Raw genomic sequence first — 19,071 nt, 5'->3', positions numbered from 1 at the left:
ATGAAACGGTACTTCGCTCTCATATGAAGTTAATTTGAGCGAAAATGTTTTTATTTTGTTCGTTTTTGTTATCTATTCCACATAAATATCATGGTTAATTGGTGGTGTTAACTAATAGTTAATCTTGGATTACGTAGAAATACGCGCTTATAGTACTTTAATATTAGTATTTTACCTGATTATTCACCAGCTGTTCATTAAAACTATCAATTCTTCTCTTACTTCATCTATGTTGTGAAAATACTCAATTAATGCTCGTTCGAGCATTTGTGAGTATGATCTCGAAACGATAGCCACAAACCGTGCGAAACTAAAAGCAGAATAGACAAACGGGAGTCGGCGATGGCAACGCGATTTGAAACTCAGGTGGTCATTATTGGCGGCGGCGCAACGGGAGCAGGGATCATGCGTGACTGCGCGTTGCGCGGCATCGATTGTATTTTGGTCGAGCGTGATGATTTGGCTGCGGGCACTTCGGGGCGCAATCACGGTTTACTCCATTCCGGTGCGCGTTATGCGGTGACGGATGCGCATTCGGCGAGAGAGTGCATTCAAGAAAATCGGATCCTTAAACGCATTGCGCGCCATTGTGTTGAAGACAGCAGCGGGTTATTTATCTCATTACCAGAAGATGGTCTTGAGTACCAAAAAACCTTTGTCGACGCATGCCAAGCCGCTGACATAGAGACAAGACTTCTCAGTGCTAAAGAGGCGCTTAAACTGGAACCCAATGCAAATCCAAGCCTGCTCGGCGCGGTGCAAGTGCCCGATGGCACTTTGGATCCGTTTCGTTTGTGTGCCGCCAATGTGCTTGATGCCAAAGATCACGGCGCGCGTTTATTTACCCATACTCAGGTCACGTCGCTTATTCGAGTTGCAGATCAAGTGCTGGGTGTACGCTGCCAAAGTAGACGCTCGGGCGAGTCTTTTGAGATCTGGGCTGATCAGGTGGTCAATGCTGCGGGCATTTGGGGGCAGACTATTTGCGAATACGCCGATCTCAATATCACCATGTTCCCAGCGAAAGGTTCGCTGTTGGTGCTCGATTATCGCATCAATAATGTGGTGCTGAATAGGTGTCGCCAGCCCGCTGACGCCGACATCCTGATCCCCGCCGATACGATTTCGCTCATTGGCACTACGTCAGAGCACATTGATTACGATCAGATCGATCGCCTAGAAGTGAGCGCTAAAGAAGTGGATTTGCTATTAGAAGAAGGGGCGAAACTTGCGCCGATCATGGCGCACAGTCGTGTGCTGCGCGCTTATGCGGGGGTGCGTCCTTTGGTCTCCTTGGATGACAATGGCAGTGGCCGCAATATCAGCCGTGGTATTGTGTTGGTGGACCATGAAAGTCGCGACGGCCTAAAAGGCTTCACGACCATTACCGGTGGTAAGTTGATGACCTACCGCTTGATGGCCCAAATGACCACGGATTTGATTGCCACTAAATTAGGTCATGTGGCGGAGTGTGACACTCACCGCCGTCCGCTGCCCGGCTCTGAACCTCCTCAAACCGCTAAGCGTCGCCATGCATTGCAGGCCAAACCGGCAGAATTAGCCGCGGTGGATCGCCACGGTCAACGCGTTATCAGCTATCTCATGAAAACCCCGCAAAGCCAAAGTGTGATATGTGAGTGTGAAATGGTCACCAGTGGCGAAATCGAATACGCGATTAAAGAGCTTGATGTTCACAACCTAACCGATCTTCGCCGCCGGACGCGTCTTGGAATGGGACCCTGCCAAGGGGAGCTTTGCACCTACCGCGCGGCGGGTCTTTTCGATGAGTTTACCCAATGCAGCGGAATAGAATCAGGCGAACTGTTGGTCGAGTTTCTTGAAGAGCGCTGGAAAGGGGTGAAACCGATTTTATGGGGAGATGCGCTGCGTGAGGCCGAGTTCAGTTATTGGGTCTACCAGGGCCTATTGGGTATCGAACCCACCGACTATAACGCACAGTTAACCCGCAGCGAGGAGGCGACAGATGCTCAATTATGATGTGGTTGTGATGGGCGCAGGACTATCCGGTCTAAGTGCTGCACTGCGCTGTTTGCAATTGGGCCTTAAGACAGCGGTGGTCTCTAGTGGGCAAAGTGCGATGCATTTTTCATCAGGCTCGATTGATCTGCTCGCCCACTCGCCAGTGACGGGGCAGGCGGTGCGCTTACCGTACCCCGCGATAGACGAACTGACGCAAGCTTGCCCAATGCATCCCTACGCTAAATTAGGCGCAGACAAAGTGCGACAAGCGATGCAATGGTTCGGCGCTATGATGGCTGAGCAAGGCTTGCCGATGCGCACCTTAAGTCAAGAAGAAAACCACTTGAGACTCACAACGGTGGGCACGCTTAAACCGACGTGGTTTTCTCAGCCTTATGCGTTGTGTACGGATTTTGATGGGTCAGCGCTTAGCGCTTTTCACCGAATTACTGTGGTATCGATAGCGGGCTTTCGAGATTTTCACCCTAACATGACTCGTGATTACCTTGCGCAGCAACCGATGTTCACAGGCAAAACCATCCGCAGTATCACTGTAGACCTGCCTTCGCTGCGTGGGTTTGGCCGTCAATGTGGCGATCTGCGCTCTATTGATTTATCGCGCTTATTGCGACAGCCCCACGTCCTGAACGAATTCGCTCACCAACTTTTACGTGTGTCTCAAGCGGATGATGCCGTGGTGATACCTGCCGTGCTCGGAAATGGCGATGGGCTAATCCTCCTTGAACAGCTGAGAGTGCAGACACAGCGACAGCTATTTGAAGTGGCGACCATGCCTCCATCGTTGATGGGCATACGCATTGAAGAGTGTTTGACTCGCGCGGTTCGTCAGTTGGGTGGCGTGGTGCTCAAAGGTGACAGCGTGGTTGGCGGCGAGCTCATCGAGTCGGAATCGGGATATCAGCTGGAGCAGATTTATACCGAGAAGATGAGCAAGACGCCATTGCGAGCGGCTCACTATATTATGGCGACCGGCAGTTTCTTTAGTGGTGGACTGGTGGCTGAGAGACAAGCCGTGCAGGAGCCGCGTTTTCACTTTGACGTTAGTGCCGATGATGAGCGTGACCACTGGGCCAATGACGCGTTTTTTGCTGCCGACTCCCAACCTTTCTTGGCGTTTGGCGTCAAGACCAATGCCGATTTTTCCCCTCTACTGAATGGCGAGACGGTGCGCAACGTGCGTTGCGTTGGCGCTCTGTTGCAGGGCTTTGATCCGATTAAGCAAGGTTGCGGGGGCGGCGTCGCCATCAGCACCGCTTATCACGCAGCCACTGCAATCGCAAAGAGCCATCAACACGCAGCTTTTAAAGAGGAGGTTGAGGTATGAACGCTCAAGTTGGTCAATTGTCTTTTGAAAACTGCATCAAATGCACGGTGTGCACCGTGTATTGCCCGGTCGCCAAGACCAACCCTCTTTACCCCGGCCCGAAACAGTGTGGCCCGGATGGCGAACGCTTGCGCATTAAAAGCCCAGATTACTATGATGAGGCCCTGTCGATGTGCACCAACTGCAAGCGTTGCGAAACCGCTTGTCCTTCTGGGGTGCGCATTGGTGATTTGATCGCGAACGCCAAAGGCTCCTTAGGGAAAAAAACGCTTAGCCCCAAAACCGTACGTGATTATGTGCTCAGCCACACCGACTTGTTCGGTTCACTGGCCACGCCGATGGGACACGTTGTCAACAAGATGACGCAACTGATTCCAGTCAAAACCATTTTGGACAAAACCTTAAGGGTGGATCACCACAAGTCCTTACCTAAATATGCCCAAGGCACGTTTCGCGCATGGTTTAAAAAGCACAAGTCGTCCCAAGCAAAGTTTTCCCGACATGTGAGCTATTTTCACGGCTGCTATGTCAATTACAACCATCCGCAACTGGGCAAAGATGTGGTCGCGGTCCTGAATGCGATGAATTATGGCGTGACCTTACTCGATAAAGAAAAGTGCTGTGGCGTACCTTTGATTGCCAATGGTTTTTTAGATAAAGCGCGCAAAAACGCGCGAATCAACGTTGAGCAGATGACCGCTGCGTTACATGGCTCCAGCCACGGCGTGATCTCAACGTCATCCAGTTGCTGTTTAGCATTGAAAGAAGAGTACCCTCACGTGCTAGGGGTTGAGAATGATGCCATTGTCAACGACGTGCATTTTTTCAGTCGTTTTTTGCTGCGCGCGTTTGAGCAAGGCGAGGGGCCGACACTCAAACCATTAAACAAAGTGGTGGTGTACCACACGCCGTGCCACCTTGAGCGGAGTGGTGAGCATCTTTTTACCATCGAACTGCTTAAACGGATCCCCGGTCTAACCGTGATAGTGTTAGACAGTCAGTGCTGCGGATTAGCGGGTACTTATGGATTCAAATCGGAAAATTACGCCACCTCAATGGCGATAGGGGCGCCTTTATTTGCGGCGATGGAAGAATCCGGTGCGGACTACGCGATAACCGACTGTGAGGCGTGTAAATGGCAGATTGAAGAAAATACTTCCCTCGCGTGTCACCACCCGATGACGTTGTTGGCGATGGCGCTTGAGTCTCAATCTCCTTATCCAAACAATTAAAGACGACACCTTCGATGGCTTAGCGCTATGATGTCAAAGAACAGGCAATCAAAAGGATAGGGCGATGAAGTGGTGGCTAGGCGTGAGTATGGTGCTATTGGCAGCGATGGTGAGTGCAGAGGAGGAGGCGCATCAGCCCTTTGTACAGGTGTCGATGACATTAGAGTTGGAGGGGGTTGAGCGGGCATTGGATGACACCCGACAGTCGTTAGATACCATTGGTAGCGCGCTTGCAGACATCGCGCAAAGTGAGCACTTGACAGGGCAACAGCAAGAAAAACTCGACCAAACCATTGGCAATCTCAACGAATTGGTATTGCTCTCTAGACAGTCTATGGAGGCACTGCCAAGCGCATTTCAGCACTCTAAACAGACCATCGCCACGAAAAGTCAGCAGTTCTTTGATGAGCTGCGCCAGCAAGTGCTGGTGGCGATCGCACTGATTGGAGTGGTCATCATCGGGATAATATCGGCCATTTTTTGGTTCGTGTTGCGTCCGATGCAAGCGACACTGCTCGGCGCGACTTCACATCTCTCCTCAATGGCCGGAGCAATAAAGACCACAGCACAGGCGCTAGACTCGATCTCTCAGCAGCAAGAGGAGATCGCCAAACGGATAGAATCGGCGCAGTCTTCATCGCGTTGATCTCATCGTGAACAGAGTGACGTGACGGTAAAGTAAGAGTGACCGCTTCATTTGGATTGCACGTAAAACCCTCGAACAATGAGGAGTACACATGCAATCTATCAACGTCGTCTGGTTTAAGCGCGATTTGCGGCTGAGTGATCATGAGCCACTAAATCGCGCTTTAAAAACAGGAAGACCGACATTACTTTTGTATCTATTTGAGCCTGAGTTGCTCGGCAACCCCCACTACAGTGAGCGGCATTGGCGCTTTGTGTGGCAGTCACTACAAGATCTCAATCAGCGACTGGCCCGCTTTGAGGGTGAGGTTCACTGCCTGCAAGGTTCAGCAGAAGCGTGTTTCGAGGCGTTGGCGGAGTGTTACACCATTGCCGCCGTCTATTCCCATCAAGAAATTGGTTTAGATGTGACTTTCCAACGAGATCGGCGCATGAGCCAATGGTTCAAACAAAAAGAGATTGCTTGGTTTGAATCGCCGATGGGCGCAGTGATTAGGGGAGCGAAGAATCGAGACGGTTGGGATCAACATTGGTCATCCGTAATGCGCACATCGATTGAATCTGTGCCGCTTTCCGACGGCAATATCGCTCAACTCGATAAACGCTGCCAGCAATGGCGTGTGGATCCCCCTGAGGCTTGGCAACAAAAAGTGAGTGGCTTTCAAACCGGTGGCGTGACGATGGCGTGGCGTACATTAGAAGATTTTTTTGATCGCCGAGCGACTTCGTATTATCGAAGTATCTCAAGCCCTACGGCTGCTCGACATGCGTGCAGTCGATTGTCACCTTATCTGGCTTGGGGCAATCTGTCGTTGCGCGAAGTCTATCAAGCACTGCTGGCTCATTGGCATAGTCCGGGGTTGAGGCGAAGCATGGTCGCCTTCTCTTCGCGGCTACATTGGCATTGCCATTTCATGCAAAAGTTTGAGTCTCAGTGTGAGATGGAGTTTGTTTGTGTCAATAGGGCGTATGACGCCTTGTTGGCCAATGAGTGCGTGGAAAGCACAACGAAACTCAATGCATGGAAAGAAGGGCGAACCGGAATACCCTTGGTGGATGCCAGCATGCGTTGTTTGCATCGTACGGGATACTTGAACTTTCGTATGCGTGCGATGTTGGTCAGTGTGTTGACGCATCACATGAACATCGATTGGCGATTGGGCGCTGCCCATTTGGCGCAGCTGTTTCTCGACTTTGAACCGGGCATTCATTATCCCCAGTTTCAAATGCAAGCCAGTGTCACGGGCACCAATACCATTCGCATTTATAACCCGGTCAAACAGGCGCAGGAGCACGATAGCGACGGAAAATTTATCTACCAGTGGATACCGGAGCTTTCTGAGGTGCCCACACCGCTGCTGTTCAAACCGTGGACCATGAGTGCAATGGAAGCCGCGTTGTATCAGTTGCCCCAAGAGAGCCCCTATCTCAGGCCAGTGATTGATCTCGATGCAGCGGCCAGTGAAGCGCGAGAGCGTTTATGGGGTTGGAAAAAGCGTCTAGATGTTAAACGTGAGGGACGTAAGGTGCTTGCCACTCATGTTCGTGCTTCGTCAAAAGTCAACGCGCGGTGATCAATACACGGTGATCGATAGCGAGTTGACCGCGTACGAATCGCCATCAGTAATGTCGATGACACGCAGGTAGAACAAGCATGATAGAGAAAGAGTGGAGCGCAGACGATATTGACCAAATGGCGCCGCGTAGCCGTGCTCGGTTAATCAATTCCTTGCCAGGTTTTAAAAGCGCTAATCTGATTGGCTCCACGGATGGGCAGGGGAACGATAATCTTGCTATTGTCAGCTCGGTGATTCACTTTGGCTCTAACCCGCCGCTACTTGGCTTTGTTTCCAGACCAAGTGCTTCGAGGCCAAGACCTGCGCAACGCGATAGCTTAACTAACATCCTCACCACGGGTGTGTTTACCATCAACTCAGTGACACGCGAGTGCGCACTGCAGGCCCATCAAACCTCGGCGCGTTATCCTAGTGACGTAAGCGAGTTCGATGAAACGGGGCTGACTCGCTATTACCATGACGATTTCGCAGCGCCTTTCGTACTCGAAAGCCCAATAAAAATCGGATTAAAATTGGTTGAGCATATGGTGATTCAAAGCAATCAAACAGAAATGTTGATTGGTGAAGTGGTCAGATTATTGCTGCCAGAGCAGGCAGTGATGCCCGATGGGTATCTTGACCACGATCAGTTAGAAACCGTGACCATCTCGGGTCTAGATAGTTACCACGTCACGCAGAGAGTCCATCGATTGAGTTATGCAAAACCAGACCAACCGCTTCACCCCCTTACCCTAGAGGGCGAACCCTCCTCATGGCAAGCGCTATACAGCGAAGAGGGTTTACCCTAACGCCAAAGCACTATAAGGTGTTGATTCTTCATGTTGTGATACTCAAGGATTAGCCATGAACAGCACCATAGACACGTTATTGAATCACCGCTCCATTCGTCAGTTTACGTCTGAGGCAATTTGCCCTGAGCAGCTTGACACTGTGCTCAAAGCGGGATTAGCGGCATCGTCATCGAGCTTGTTACAGGTGGTCTCGGTGATTCGTGTGACAGACCCTGGCAAGCGGGCACGTCTGGCCGAATTTGCCGGCCATCAATCTTATGTGGCGAGTGCGGCTGAGTTTCTCGTGTTCTGTATCGACTACCAACGCCATGTGGAACTTAATCCAAACGTACAGGCAGATTTTACCGAGCTGACATTAATCGGTGCTGTTGATGCCGGCATTATGGCGCAAAATTGTTTGGTAGCGGCAGAGTCGATGGGGCTCGGTGGCGTTTACATTGGTGGTTTGCGCAATCGTGCGGCTGAGGTAGACGAGTTGTTGGGTTTACCACAGCACTGCGCGGTGTTATTTGGCATGTGCCTTGGGCATCCCGCTCAAGACCCAGATCTAAAACCGAGATTGCCGCTAGAGGTGATTGTCCATCAAAATCACTATCACCCGCTCGATAAGCAGGCCGTTGCACACTACGATGAGACCATGCACACCTATTATCAACAGCGCTCTAGCAACAACAAGCAGAGTGGTTGGTCAGAGCAAGTGACGGCCAAATTGTCGGGCGAATCTCGCCCGCACATCTTGGGTTACTTGAATAGTAAAGGATTAGCAAAGCGCTAACCCTTTATCCACCTCAGAGCTTAGCGAGCGGCGAACCTTTAGGTTTGCCGCTGTTGTTTCTTTTGTTGGCTTTTTTAACCAGTGCGATCAAGGTTGAGCTCGACCAAGCACTGGTTTTTGGTGAAAACTGACTGCGGTTCATCGCCTCCAACTCGGCGTGTATCGATGCCCGCAACTCTTCTGACATCGACACTTCATCCAACCAGATCGCTGCCAGACGGTTGGCTTGCACATAGTCTTGTTGGCGCAGCGCCTCAATCAACGAACCAGCGCTGTTTAGCGTAGGCTCATGGCTTTGTTGCTCAGTGGTTAGCGTGTGAAGCGCGCGTTTGGTGTGCCACCACAGACCAAGGGTTATCAACCAACCTAGCGCGAGTAGCGCGCTCAGCAAAGGCCAAAAACCACGCTCAATGGTGGCAGTGGGTGGGACAGTCTCGACGGGCGCCGCAGCGGTAATTGAGGGCGCAGTAGAGGCATGGCTTGTGACGGCAGGCTTGATGCTCAGCGTCAAACCATCAACGATTGCTTGGCGCTGGGTCTGTGTGGTGGTGTCCCACCAATCCACGATGACCTCAGGTAGAGTGATCTCTCCGGTCAGTTGAGGGATCAATACTTGTTTCAACTCCATGCGAACGACACCTGGTTGTGGTTCGCTCACCTGCGGCTTTTCGGCGTATTGGCGCACAGACGATGGATAGGTTATGGACAGGCTGGGTAACTGCTCAGCGCTGATCCCAGTGACCTCAAGGGTGAGGGTTCGCGTGATGGAATCGCCTAACTCTAAGCGGTTCGTCGCTTCACTGAGCGCGCCTTGTGATGTTTGCCACTGCTGACGCAGCGTTAGCTCCGAGGCAGGTAGCCAAGTGCCTTGATAGTCACTCGGCTTATCCAATACGTTGATGGTGTACCCCTTCGCAGCAGTGCTGGCATCAATCAGGCGCGTACTCCCGTCACGATCACTGCCGTAGACGATACTGCCGCGAAAGCCAATACTGTGCAGTGTTTGTGCACCCGGCGTGGTCGCTGTGACTCGATAGTCTTGATCGACAATGGTGACCTCTAATCCATCTATCACACTTTGATATTGGTTGGGTTCCCCAAGCGGCGAGAGCGTCAGTTCTTGTGCTTGAGGGGCTATCACCTGCGGATTTTGTAGTCTACGCGGATTGGCCTTGACGATGAGCCTAGTGCGCAAGGTGGCACTCTCACCAGGATAGAGTGTCTCTTTGCTTAATGTGGATTGGATTTCAATTAAATCCGAGACTTGTGGCGGATTTTGATCGGCCAAAACGGTAATCTCAATCGGCTCAGAGCGCGCACCGCCGACCTCAAAAGCGGGGATTACTGCGGTGCCAATGCGACTGGCAGCCAGTGAGAGATTCCATTCGCTGCGTGTGGAGCGATTGCCATTAATAATGTTGAGCGAGGAGCCAAAGCTTGGTCGCCCTAGATAAAAGTCATCGCTAAGCAGGCTAAAATCAATGTCATCTGATTCGGCTTTTTGATCCAGTACCACACGCAGTTGGAATACCTCATTTTTCACGACGCGATTTTTACTCACGGTGACTTGAAGTGTGGCGGCGCTGGTGGCGCTAGACCAAAGGAAAAAAAAGATAAAAAGGGATCGAAACGCTGTCATTACCATGTTTTTCCTGTAGATGGTGGGGGAGACTTTTGCTGCGCTTGCAACAGCAGTTGCGCGCGCAATAGGCGGCTGGGATCGCGTGCGGCTTCGACTTGCTCAAGTTTACGCAGCGCGGGATCGATCTCGTTGGTCTTGGCGTCGCCGGGTGTTGCCGATGTGTTAGGCTGCTCAGTTTGGTCGCTTGCCTCTTCTGAACCTCTCTCTTGCTCTGACATCGAGTCTTGTTCAGAAGTCGTGGATTGCTCTGAACTAGAAGAGTTCTCAGAAGCAGAAGGTGCCTCGGACGTAGACGGCTGAGAGGGGATATTTTCCTGGCTTTGCTGAGGTTCATTGTTTGGGCGCGTCGCTTCGTCTTGTGGTTCGGGCTGCGCGCCAGCGTTGCCTTCAGAGTTTTTACCAGATTGGGAATTTGGCTGAGACGCGGCTTGCTCAGATTGCTCACCTGATTCACCCTGTTGTTGTTGTTGTTGTTGTTGTTGTTGTTGTTGTTGTTGTTGTTGTTGTTGTTGTTGTTGTTGTTGTTGTTGTTGTTGTTGTTGTTGTTGTTGCTGTTGTAGCGCTTGTTCCACAATCGCTTTGTTGTGGCTTGCCGATGAGAGCGCTGGGTTAAGCGCCAACGCTTGCTCATAGTGCTCAATGGCGGCGGAATACTGACCGCTTTGTGCGAGCGCATTGGCGAGGTTGTAGTGCTGGTTAGCCGTTTTTGCGTCGCTTAGGCTCTCAATGGCGGCGTCAAATTCGCCCGCTTGATAATGTGCCAAGCCTTTCCACTGCGCATTGTGAAACCGCTCGGCGGCGGTTGAGTAGTCACCCGAGAGATAATCTTCATACGCTTGGAGATCTTGGGGTTTAAATGGGTTAGCGGCAACCTCCTGACTGGGCGAGAGCCAGAGCAGCGGCACTAGCAGCGCCGACAGCAAGACGCCACGGCGAAACAGTAGAAGCGAGAGCAGCACGATGAGTGGCAGCAGCCAATAGCCTTGGTTGACCTGATCGCTGACCGATTGATGACTGACGGCGCGAGTGGCTTGGTCGGTTTGATTCATCACGCGGTGAATGAGGTTGATGTCGTCGTTTGTCACCTGAACGGGCACAAAAATACCTCGGCTGGTGGACGCCAAGCGGCGCATATTATCAAAATTGCTTTTCGTGACCACCGTTTGGCCGTTATGCGTCAGCAATTGCCCATCTTGCAAAGGGATTGGCGCGCCGCTTTCAGTGCCAATAGCCAGGACCGACAGCGACCAAGCACCAGAATCGATCAGCTCGGCGCTGCGTGTTTGCTCGTCATCATCCAGATCATCACTAACAAGCAAGATATGGCCGCGATCTAAGCCCGCATTTTTCATCAACTCAATCGCTAGTTCGATACCTTTGTCTGCCCGAGCGCCCGGGTAGGGAATGATGTCAGGTGAAAGATTGGGCAGCAGGTTGAGTATGGTTTGGCTGTCTGAGGTGAGCGGGCTTACCACATACGCGTCCCCGGCGTAAGCAATCAGCGCGGTGTCACCCTCTTGCCATTGGGCCAATAAATCCGACACCTTGTATCTGGCTTGGCTCAAACGATTGGGTTTGATGTCATTGGCGTACATGGACATCGACATGTCCATCACTATCACTCGCGCTTCGGTGCTGGAAAACGCCGGTCGCTCCGCTTGGCTAAAACTTGGCCCTGATAGCGCAACGATGGTAAGCGTCAACATTGCGCCTAGCAGTGGCAATAGTCGATGAGTGGGCTGTGATGAGCTCATACCAAGCGCGGCAGCAATGTGCGGCGCAATGAGCGTATGGCTCTTTTGACGTTTGCTGAGCCAGTACAGCAATGCATAGGTGGGCAGCAGTGCCCACAACCACATCGGGTAGAGCAGCGTAAAGTCAGACATGATGCCTCCGCACGATAATCAGGCCGAGTAGGGTGAGAAGGGCGAGCGTGAGCGGGACATAAAACCATTCAGTTTGAGGGCGCCAGACTTGCGTTGCCAACGAGACAGGCTCAAGCGCATTAATGGTGTCGTAGATGGTGGCGAGCTCATCGGCGTTTCTGGCCCGAAAGTACTGCCCGCCGGTTGTCTCAGCGATCGCCATCAAGGTCCGTTCATCGAGATCATGGGCGGTATTGACTTTACGGCTCATAAAGAACTCTTTGACGACCATTTCACCGGCGCCCACACCGACCGTATAGATGGTCGCGCCATATTGATTGGCAATGTCTGCGGCTTCAAGAGGCTCAAGAACGCCCGAGGTGTTCGAACCATCACTGAGGAGGATCATCACGCGCTGCGGCGCATCACTGTCGATAAAGGTTTTGGTCGCAAGGCCAATCCCTTCACCGATGGCGGTTTTTTCACCGATCAAGCGCAAAACCAATTGATCCACTTGTTTGGCGACGGTACGTCTGTCTAGGGTCAGTGGCGTTTGCAGATAGGCGTGATCAGCAAACAGCACCACGCCGATCCTATCGCCTTCGCGTTTGGCGACAAAATCATTGACCACCTGTTTGACTGCGCTCAGCCGATCAATGTAGTCGTCCCCTTGACGCATGTCTTGCTGGCTCATCGAATAAGAGAGATCGAGCACTAACATTAAGTCACGGTGTTTCGGCTGAGTTGTGACGGGGTCGCCAAACCACACTGGTCTCGCCGCCGCGAGTAACAGGAGTAGCCAAGTGAGTGCGAGCAGCAGACGTGTGACGCGCAAATTCGGCGTAGCCTGGGCTGCGCCCTGAGGTAAAATGGGCAGATAGAGCGGCGTTCGCTGCGCGCTGGCAGGAGCGAAGCGGTAAACCAACAAGGGCAGCGGCAGTGCAAACAGCACCCACCACCACAGCAGTTGCCAATCAGCCTCGAACAGGGCCACGAGATTTCCTCCGTTTCTTCGGTGGCAGCGCGTGCTCTATCCAATGGGCGCAGTGTTCGATCAGCGCCTGAGACTCATCATTGTGTTGCTTGCTGTAGAGCGCATGTTGCCATTTATCGTAATTGTCGGCAAAGAGCGGGGTGCTCAATTGCTCATCCAAAAATAGATACCACTCTTTTCCTGTTAGCTGAGCGATCTCTTCGCGTGGGAAATAGCACAACGCTGATTGGCGAACCAACTCAATCGCTGATGAGGGCGTGCTGCCTTGTTTCAAAATGCGCAGAGCGGCTTTTTTCGGTGCTAGGCGTTTTTTCTTCCAACGGGTGAAGCCCCAAATGGTGAGCAGCGTCATGATACCGGCGGCGATACTCGCCCACCATGCCCAGGTAAGCGGTAGCCAACTTGGTGGCGAGGGTAACATCATAGGGTCTAGCGGCAGCAATGAAGATTGACTGTTCGAGCTCATTCTAAAATCCGTGTAATTGTTGTTGTAGTGGTTGTGCACTAGAGAGTGCGCTGACGCTCATTCCTAGTTTAAGCGCGAGCCTAGAAAGCTGATTTTGCTTGGCTTTAAAGGCGGCTTCAATGTTTTTTCGCGTTGTTTTTTTTCCAAAATCAATCCATTGGGTATGCTGACGATCCGTCACCTGTTCGCAGCCGCGAAAATCAGTGACGCCTTGCTCTAGAGGATCCCACAACTGCACGATGCGTACGCGATTGTGGGTGTTGAGCCCAGATAGGGTGATCTCATCTTGTTCCGTCAGTCGGGTGAAATCGCTCAGTAAGATAATATCGCTGCCCTTGGGGCAGAGACGGTTGAGTGCTTCCAGCGCGGGCGCCATCGAGCTGTTTTGCGTAACGTGATGGTTCATCAGTGCTTTTTGGTGTTCATTGACCAAGGCGTGATTGAGAGCCAACGCACCTCGCTGTCTGGGGAGGGGCTTAAGGTCGGTCAGTGTTGAGCCCGTATCGATGACGGCGCCGACTCTATCTTGCCCTTCGGTGGCTATCCACCCGGTGAGCGCGGCAAAATGCGCCGCTTGCACCGACTTTAGTAACAACGTTGATCCGAACCTCATGCTCGGACTAAAGTCGACATAGACGATAACCGGCTTTTCGCGTTCTTCACTAAACAGTTTGGTGTGTGGCTTGCCTGTGCGCGCCGTGACGCGCCAGTCGATGCTGCGAATGTCATCGCCATGTTGATATTGGCGTACTTCACTGAAATCCATCCCGCGGCCAAGTTGGCGACTTTGGTGTTGCCCTGCCATTTGTGACCACAAACTTTTGGCTGGTGGCAGCCATTTCACCGCGTGCTGCTTAAGATGAAGCAACTCCTTCATGGTGAGGTTCACACCATCACTATGAGGCGGCAGTGTCGGCGTAGGGAGGACGGTATTTTTTATGGCCATGTTTATGCGCTACCGACCAGAGAGAGCAAGGTAGAGACCACATGATCGCGGCTGATGCCTTCTGCTTGGGCTTGATAAGTCAGCAGCAGTCGATGCCTTAGCACAGGGTAGGCCATTGCTTGGACGTCTTCTGGCGTAACAAAATCTCGCCCGGCCAACCAAGCGTGAGCGCGTGCGCATCGATCCAGTGCGATGGTGGCACGCGGGCTGACGCCCATCTCCAGCATCGTTGCAAGGTTGTCGTCGTACTGCTCGGGCTCGCGGGTCGCCATCACCAATCGGATGATGTACTGCTCGACGCTCTCTGCCATATGTACGTTGAGCACTTCTTGTCTGGCGGTGAAAATATCGTGTTGCGAGAGTTGTGGTTTCTGCGCGCCGACTTCGCCTTTGGCTTCGCCGCGGTTTAAGCGCAGGATCGCGAGCTCACTGTCGGCGTCAGGGTAGCTGACGTTAAGGTGGAGCAAAAAGCGATCAAGCTGAGCTTCAGGTAAGGGGTAGGTGCCTTCTTGCTCAATCGGGTTTTGTGTCGCCATCACCAAAAACAGCTCAGGCAGCGGGTAGGTTTGTTTGCCGGCGGTAATCTGTTTCTCTGCCATGGCTTCTAGCATTGCGGCTTGTACTTTGGCGGGTGCACGGTTGATCTCATCAGCGAGCAGCAATGAATGGAAAATCGGACCCGGTTGGAAGCGAAATTCCCCAGTTTCTGGTCTAAATATGTCGGTTCCGGTCAAATCCGCTGGCAATAAATCCGGTGTAAACTGCACGCGATGGAAGCTGCCTTCAATGCAATCGGCTAGGGCTTTTACCGCGCGTGTTTTAGCAAGCCCCGGTGGTCCTTCGACAAGGATGTGGCCGTCAGCCAAGAGTGCAACAAGCAACTGCTTGACCAATTCACTTTGACCAATTACTTGACCGTTCAAATAGTGTTGCAGCTGTGATAGAGCGTGAGTGTGCATGAGCCGTATCTCTCCATGAGTTCTCGCCATAGGCGATAGCGCAGGTTAAGTCTCTGATATTGAGAACAATTAGAATATGGGTATTTTCCCTCGAGATACAACTCTTTCCCCGGTCAATTGACCAAAATTTTGCCAATGGGCTAAGGCATTGTGGAAATACAACCAAAGTGTGAGCTAGTCTAAATGAAAGAGGTAAAGTAATGCTTAAACCTTACGATATAAGTAAAGTGAATAGCACACTCGATGGCTTAGGCTCTGTGAAAGCAGTCTGTCACGGGATGTGCTTGTTTGTTCAACAGGGCTAGGATCAGCATGATAAATTTGAACTCCATTAGTATTAAACAGAAAGTGGTCGCAGGGATTACCTTTGCGGTACTGGCGTCTACCATCATTGTCGGCGTGATGGCTCAACGTCAAGCAAGAGCTGTATTAGAGCATCGCTTGATCGATATTGAGTTGCCAACCATGCTGGAAAAAATCAAAGGAGAAATCGACAACGAAGTGAGTCAGTTGTTGATGGCAGCACAACAGATCGCCAACAATGAGTTCACCCAGCAAGCGATCAACACTCGTAATATCGATGCCGATAGCGAGCGTCTTTTGGTGAAGTCGCTAAATAACGTCCGCACGCAGTACAAACTCAACGATGCGTCAGTGGCCAACCGAGAGACCGCCTACTACTGGAACCAAAATGGCTTCCTACGTGAGCTTAACAAGCAGCAGGATGGTTGGTTCTTTGGCTTCACGCAGTCAGGCAATGCGACTATGGTCAGCATGTTCCAAGAGGCCAGCGGTGAAGTGAAGATGTTCGCTAACTTCCAGCAAGTCGACGGGTTCTCCATGTCAGGGGTGTCAAAATCAATGGATGACATGGTGAAGCTACTGAATGGATTCAAGATTGAGCAAACCGGCTTTGTCTTTTTAACCAACGCCAAAGGTGAAGTACAAATCCACCGCGACCAAAGCCAATCAAAAGCGACATTGGCGCAACTCTATGGCAGCAACGCGTCTGAGTTATTAGATAAGTCAGACTTTAACCTTGTCCAAGCGACTTACAACGGCCAAAACGTCTTTGTTTCGTCCACTTATATTCCGCTCATGGATTGGTTTGTAGTGGGCGTGGTACCCGTAGATGAAGTGTTCGCGGATTTGAACAAAGTGGCGCATCAAATGCTGGTCACGACCATTGTTGTCGCGGCGCTATTTATTTTGATGGGGCTGTTTTTGGCCAACAGCATTGCTAAGCCTATTCGTGCGATTGCGCTGCGTTTTAGCGATCTGGGCAAAGGTGATGGCGATCTTTCTCAACGTATCGAGATCAAAGGCCGCGATGAAATCGGTCAATTGTCAGAAGGGTTTAACGGCTTTATTGAGAAGATTCATCAATCAATGAAAGAAGTAGCCTCGACCAGTAGTGCGCTTCAATCAGCGGCGGATGGGGTCTCACACAAAGCCAACACCACGCACGACAATAGCCAAGTGCAGCGTGATCAAACCATACAAGTCGTGACCGCGATCAACCAGATGGGTGCCACCATCAGTGAGATCGCCACCAACGCTGCCACGGCTGCGGAAACTGCCACCCAAGCGTCCGACAACAGTGAAGTAGGGCAACAAGTGGTTAGCAAAGCGAAAGATGCCATCAGTCGTCTCGCACTTGATATCGAAAATACCGGTCAAGTGGTGGAGCAGTTGGCGTCGACAACGCAAGAAATTGGCTCCATTTTGGACGTGATTCGCGACATTTCCGAGCAAACCAATTTGTTGGCGCTCAATGCGGCGATTGAAGCGGCGCGGGCGGGCGAGCAAGGTCGAGGTTTTGCGGTTGTGGCGGATGAAGTCCGTAACCTCGCCAGTCGAACCGCCGATTCGACCGAAGAGATCCAAAAGATGATCAACCAGTTACAAAGCGATGCCAAAGACGCGGTAACGGCGATGGAGGCGGGTAAATCCGTCACGGGTGAAGGGGTGTCTGCGTCGGACGAAGCGGTAAAAGTGCTACTGAGTATCTCAGAGCGTATCCATGACATCTCGGATCGCAACACCCAAGTGGCGACAGCGACGGAAGAGCAATCTACCGTGGTGCACACCATCAACCAGAATATTGAAGAGATCAACGCCATCAATGAAGTGACCACTAGCACGGCGGAAGAGTTGGCAGCAGCGAGTACTGAATTGAAAGAGTTGTCCGTTCGGTTGGACAAAATGGTCGGCAGCTTTAAGCTATAACGACGTTCAACGCTTTCGCGTGTCAAACTAGAAACTCTGGGGTTAAGTAGGTAAACTTGCCCCAGTTTTATTTTGGTAAGGGTATGTCAATCATGAGTGATGTTGAAAAAGAACTGGAGCTGATGTCTCAAGAGATGGGGGATGAGCCAGAGGTGGCATTGCCATCAATCGAAGAGCAAAAAGCCATCGCACAAAAGCTGAAAGAGCTTGAAGCCGAAGGTAAATTGACTCCAGAGGTATTGGAAGAGTACTTTGGAAAATTCTACGCCAAGACGGACGCGCCGATTCACTGATTGCGCTGGTTTACTTGGTCAAGAAAGCAGAAGAGAAGGTTGGCATTGCCAACCTTTTTGCTTTTTATCCCCTATGGCCGTTGTGTTGATCGACGTGGGCGCGGCGCCAACGACTATCTGGCGACGACTTGGTTTCTCCCCGCCTTTTTCGCCTCATACAGCGCTTGGTCAGCGCGTGATACCGCTTCACTCCAAGTATCATGCATGGTGAGGCTGCTGACGCCAAAGCTTGCTGTGCAGAACTCATCGTGTTTAGGAAGCAAGTGAGTGCGCTCAATGACCTGACGCAGCTTCTCTGCGACAAACTCAGCGTCTTCAAGTGACGTTTCGGGCAAAATGAGCAAGAACTCTTCACCGCCGTAACGAAAGCAAAAATCGTTGGCGCGCGTTTCCACGTGCAGAATACGACCGATACTGTTTAACACGCGATCGCCTGTTTGGTGGCCATAGAAATCGTTGATCTCTTTGAACCGATCAATATCCAGCAATACGAAAGAGAGATCGGTTTGAAAACGGCGTGCTCGGGCGGACTCTTTGGGTGCTAATTCAGACAGTGCACGTCGATTATAGAGTTGGGTGAGGTCGTCTTTCAGGGATGTGTCGTAGATGGTGGCGACCAAGCGACCGGTTAGGAGCCAAGTGATCGAAAAACCAATAAAAATCACCATAGAAATGAGAGAGATGAACGCCAGTTGGTGCACTAAGCCAGACTGCATGAAATCCTGAATTTGTTGTTGGAACGGCAAAATAGCGACGCGAAACAGGCTGTATCCACCTTGAATAATCATGGCAATAGAAAGTAAACGTTTTGAGCCAGGGATGTCTTTGTGCGTCCCTTTGAGGTTGGCGTATAAGGTGAGGAAAGACATTAATGCAATAAAGCTTGCGACCAAAAAAATCCGTACATTAGTCGAGGGGGAGAAATAGGTAAAGTAGGTCAGCCCCAAAATGATCAACGGCAAGCCATAGTAGCCGATGTTCGCCAAACGATGAGGAAAGCTGCGCAACAAGCACACGCCGTGGAGCAGCAAAACAAAGCTGAGCACAATCGCTGAATTGGCGGTGATTTTTGAGATCCAATAAGAGGTGTGATTACCAAAACTCAGCAGCAGAAAACCAACGCCGAGCAAAAGCAGCGCCAGCGCTATGGTGTTGATTCCCCGAATGTTTGGCTGTAGGCGCTGAATCAGCAAAAGCCCACACGCGTACGTAAATGACAAAAAAACACAAATCACCGACAAGGTCGGAATATCTAAACGCGGCAAGTTTATGATCCCTTTGATTTATTTGTGTGTAAGTGTAGTTGATATAATTGTGTTTAATAGAAAAAGA

The 19,071-nt window shown here is 51.4% G+C and carries 16 protein-coding genes; 9 read left to right on the top strand and 7 right to left on the bottom strand.

Translation table 11 applies throughout. From position 1 onward, the window contains the following. Positions 1-342: 342 nt before the first annotated feature. From glpA to nfsA, 7 genes are all read left to right on the top strand, one after another. Positions 343-1,998, top strand: a complete 1,656-nt coding sequence (gene glpA, locus AC6R0R_RS11410) for an anaerobic glycerol-3-phosphate dehydrogenase subunit A (protein ID WP_500626758.1) — start codon at positions 343-345, stop codon at positions 1,996-1,998. Then, positions 1,985-3,325 (top strand): glycerol-3-phosphate dehydrogenase subunit GlpB, encoded by a 1,341-nt coding sequence (gene glpB, locus AC6R0R_RS11405; RefSeq protein ID WP_500626757.1) that lies wholly within the window; start codon positions 1,985-1,987, stop codon positions 3,323-3,325. Before glpA ends, glpB begins: the two co-directional genes overlap by 14 nt. After that, on the top strand, positions 3,322-4,557 hold the full coding sequence (gene glpC, locus AC6R0R_RS11400; protein WP_500626756.1) for an anaerobic glycerol-3-phosphate dehydrogenase subunit GlpC: 1,236 nt from the start codon (positions 3,322-3,324) through the stop codon (positions 4,555-4,557). Before glpB ends, glpC begins: the two co-directional genes overlap by 4 nt. Positions 4,558-4,621: 64 nt before the next feature. Further along, positions 4,622-5,203, top strand: coding sequence for a hypothetical protein (locus AC6R0R_RS11395; RefSeq protein ID WP_500626755.1), 582 nt, complete (start codon positions 4,622-4,624; stop codon positions 5,201-5,203). 91 nt (positions 5,204-5,294) lie between these two features. Then, a complete protein-coding gene (locus AC6R0R_RS11390; protein ID WP_500626754.1) occupies positions 5,295-6,776 on the top strand; it encodes an FAD-binding domain-containing protein in 1,482 nt (493 codons plus the stop codon). An 80-nt stretch (positions 6,777-6,856) separates the two neighbouring features. After that, entirely contained in the window at positions 6,857-7,567 is a 711-nt protein-coding gene (locus AC6R0R_RS11385; RefSeq protein WP_500626753.1) for a flavin reductase family protein, read from the top strand. 55 nt (positions 7,568-7,622) lie between these two features. Beyond that, entirely contained in the window at positions 7,623-8,345 is a 723-nt protein-coding gene (gene nfsA, locus AC6R0R_RS11380; protein WP_500626752.1) for an oxygen-insensitive NADPH nitroreductase, read from the top strand. A 13-nt stretch (positions 8,346-8,358) separates the two neighbouring features. Here the strand turns inward: nfsA and AC6R0R_RS11375 are convergent, their stop codons facing one another. Genes AC6R0R_RS11375 through AC6R0R_RS11350 form a run of 6 tightly spaced genes read right to left on the bottom strand, consistent with a single transcriptional unit; the run spans position 8,359 to position 15,217 of the window. Beyond that, complete coding sequence (locus AC6R0R_RS11375) at positions 8,359-9,984, bottom strand: BatD family protein (protein ID WP_500626751.1); 1,626 nt, start codon at positions 9,982-9,984, stop codon at positions 8,359-8,361. Beyond that, positions 9,984-11,873 (bottom strand): VWA domain-containing protein, encoded by a 1,890-nt coding sequence (locus AC6R0R_RS11370; RefSeq protein ID WP_500626750.1) that lies wholly within the window; start codon positions 11,871-11,873, stop codon positions 9,984-9,986. The genes AC6R0R_RS11375 and AC6R0R_RS11370 overlap by 1 nt, the downstream gene beginning before the upstream one ends. Beyond that, entirely contained in the window at positions 11,866-12,846 is a 981-nt protein-coding gene (locus tag AC6R0R_RS11365; protein WP_500626749.1) for a vWA domain-containing protein, read from the bottom strand. Before AC6R0R_RS11365 ends, AC6R0R_RS11370 begins: the two co-directional genes overlap by 8 nt. After that, positions 12,827-13,312: a DUF4381 domain-containing protein gene (locus AC6R0R_RS11360; RefSeq protein WP_500626748.1), complete on the bottom strand. Its 486-nt coding sequence runs from the start codon at positions 13,310-13,312 to the stop codon at positions 12,827-12,829. The genes AC6R0R_RS11365 and AC6R0R_RS11360 overlap by 20 nt, the downstream gene beginning before the upstream one ends. A 1-nt stretch (position 13,313) precedes the next feature. Next, a complete protein-coding gene (locus AC6R0R_RS11355; protein WP_500626747.1) occupies positions 13,314-14,258 on the bottom strand; it encodes a DUF58 domain-containing protein in 945 nt (314 codons plus the stop codon). A gap of 2 nt (positions 14,259-14,260) precedes the next feature. Beyond that, positions 14,261-15,217 carry an AAA family ATPase gene (locus AC6R0R_RS11350; protein WP_500626746.1) on the bottom strand — a complete coding sequence of 319 codons (957 nt, stop codon included), beginning with the start codon at positions 15,215-15,217 and terminating at the stop codon, positions 14,261-14,263. A gap of 312 nt (positions 15,218-15,529) precedes the next feature. On the opposite strand from AC6R0R_RS11350, the gene AC6R0R_RS11345 reads away from it, so the two are divergent. Both AC6R0R_RS11345 and AC6R0R_RS11340 read left to right on the top strand, forming a co-directional pair. Continuing rightward, the gene (locus AC6R0R_RS11345) at positions 15,530-17,446 is read left to right on the top strand and encodes a methyl-accepting chemotaxis protein (RefSeq protein ID WP_500626745.1); all 1,917 of its coding nucleotides are present in this window, start codon (positions 15,530-15,532) and stop codon (positions 17,444-17,446) included. Positions 17,447-17,538: 92 nt separating this feature from the next. Then, entirely contained in the window at positions 17,539-17,739 is a 201-nt protein-coding gene (locus tag AC6R0R_RS11340; RefSeq protein WP_334552116.1) for a restriction endonuclease subunit S, read from the top strand. A gap of 113 nt (positions 17,740-17,852) precedes the next feature. On the opposite strand, the gene AC6R0R_RS11335 is transcribed toward AC6R0R_RS11340, so the two are convergent. Beyond that, positions 17,853-19,004 carry a GGDEF domain-containing protein gene (locus AC6R0R_RS11335; protein ID WP_500626744.1) on the bottom strand — a complete coding sequence of 384 codons (1,152 nt, stop codon included), beginning with the start codon at positions 19,002-19,004 and terminating at the stop codon, positions 17,853-17,855. Positions 19,005-19,071 lie beyond the last annotated feature (67 nt).

It is taken from the genome of Vibrio sp. R12-SW3-ISO1 (assembly GCF_059834005.1).
The sequence above is the reverse complement of the archived record's forward strand: the minus strand, read 5'-3'. Positions and strand labels throughout refer to the sequence as shown.

Coding starts and splice junctions, on each gene's coding strand:
- glpA (WP_500626758.1), top strand. CDS start 343: ATGGCAACGCGATTTGAAACTCAGGTGGTCATTATTGGCGGCGGCGCA.
- glpB (WP_500626757.1), top strand. CDS start 1,985: ATGCTCAATTATGATGTGGTTGTGATGGGCGCAGGACTATCCGGTCTA.
- glpC (WP_500626756.1), top strand. CDS start 3,322: ATGAACGCTCAAGTTGGTCAATTGTCTTTTGAAAACTGCATCAAATGC.
- AC6R0R_RS11395 (WP_500626755.1), top strand. CDS start 4,622: ATGAAGTGGTGGCTAGGCGTGAGTATGGTGCTATTGGCAGCGATGGTG.
- AC6R0R_RS11390 (WP_500626754.1), top strand. CDS start 5,295: ATGCAATCTATCAACGTCGTCTGGTTTAAGCGCGATTTGCGGCTGAGT.
- AC6R0R_RS11385 (WP_500626753.1), top strand. CDS start 6,857: ATGATAGAGAAAGAGTGGAGCGCAGACGATATTGACCAAATGGCGCCG.
- nfsA (WP_500626752.1), top strand. CDS start 7,623: ATGAACAGCACCATAGACACGTTATTGAATCACCGCTCCATTCGTCAG.
- AC6R0R_RS11375 (WP_500626751.1), bottom strand. CDS start 9,984: ATGACAGCGTTTCGATCCCTTTTTATCTTTTTTTTCCTTTGGTCTAGC.
- AC6R0R_RS11370 (WP_500626750.1), bottom strand. CDS start 11,873: ATGTCTGACTTTACGCTGCTCTACCCGATGTGGTTGTGGGCACTGCTG.
- AC6R0R_RS11360 (WP_500626748.1), bottom strand. CDS start 13,312: ATGAGCTCGAACAGTCAATCTTCATTGCTGCCGCTAGACCCTATGATG.
- AC6R0R_RS11355 (WP_500626747.1), bottom strand. CDS start 14,258: ATGGCCATAAAAAATACCGTCCTCCCTACGCCGACACTGCCGCCTCAT.
- AC6R0R_RS11350 (WP_500626746.1), bottom strand. CDS start 15,217: ATGCACACTCACGCTCTATCACAGCTGCAACACTATTTGAACGGTCAA.
- AC6R0R_RS11345 (WP_500626745.1), top strand. CDS start 15,530: ATGATAAATTTGAACTCCATTAGTATTAAACAGAAAGTGGTCGCAGGG.
- AC6R0R_RS11340 (WP_334552116.1), top strand. CDS start 17,539: ATGAGTGATGTTGAAAAAGAACTGGAGCTGATGTCTCAAGAGATGGGG.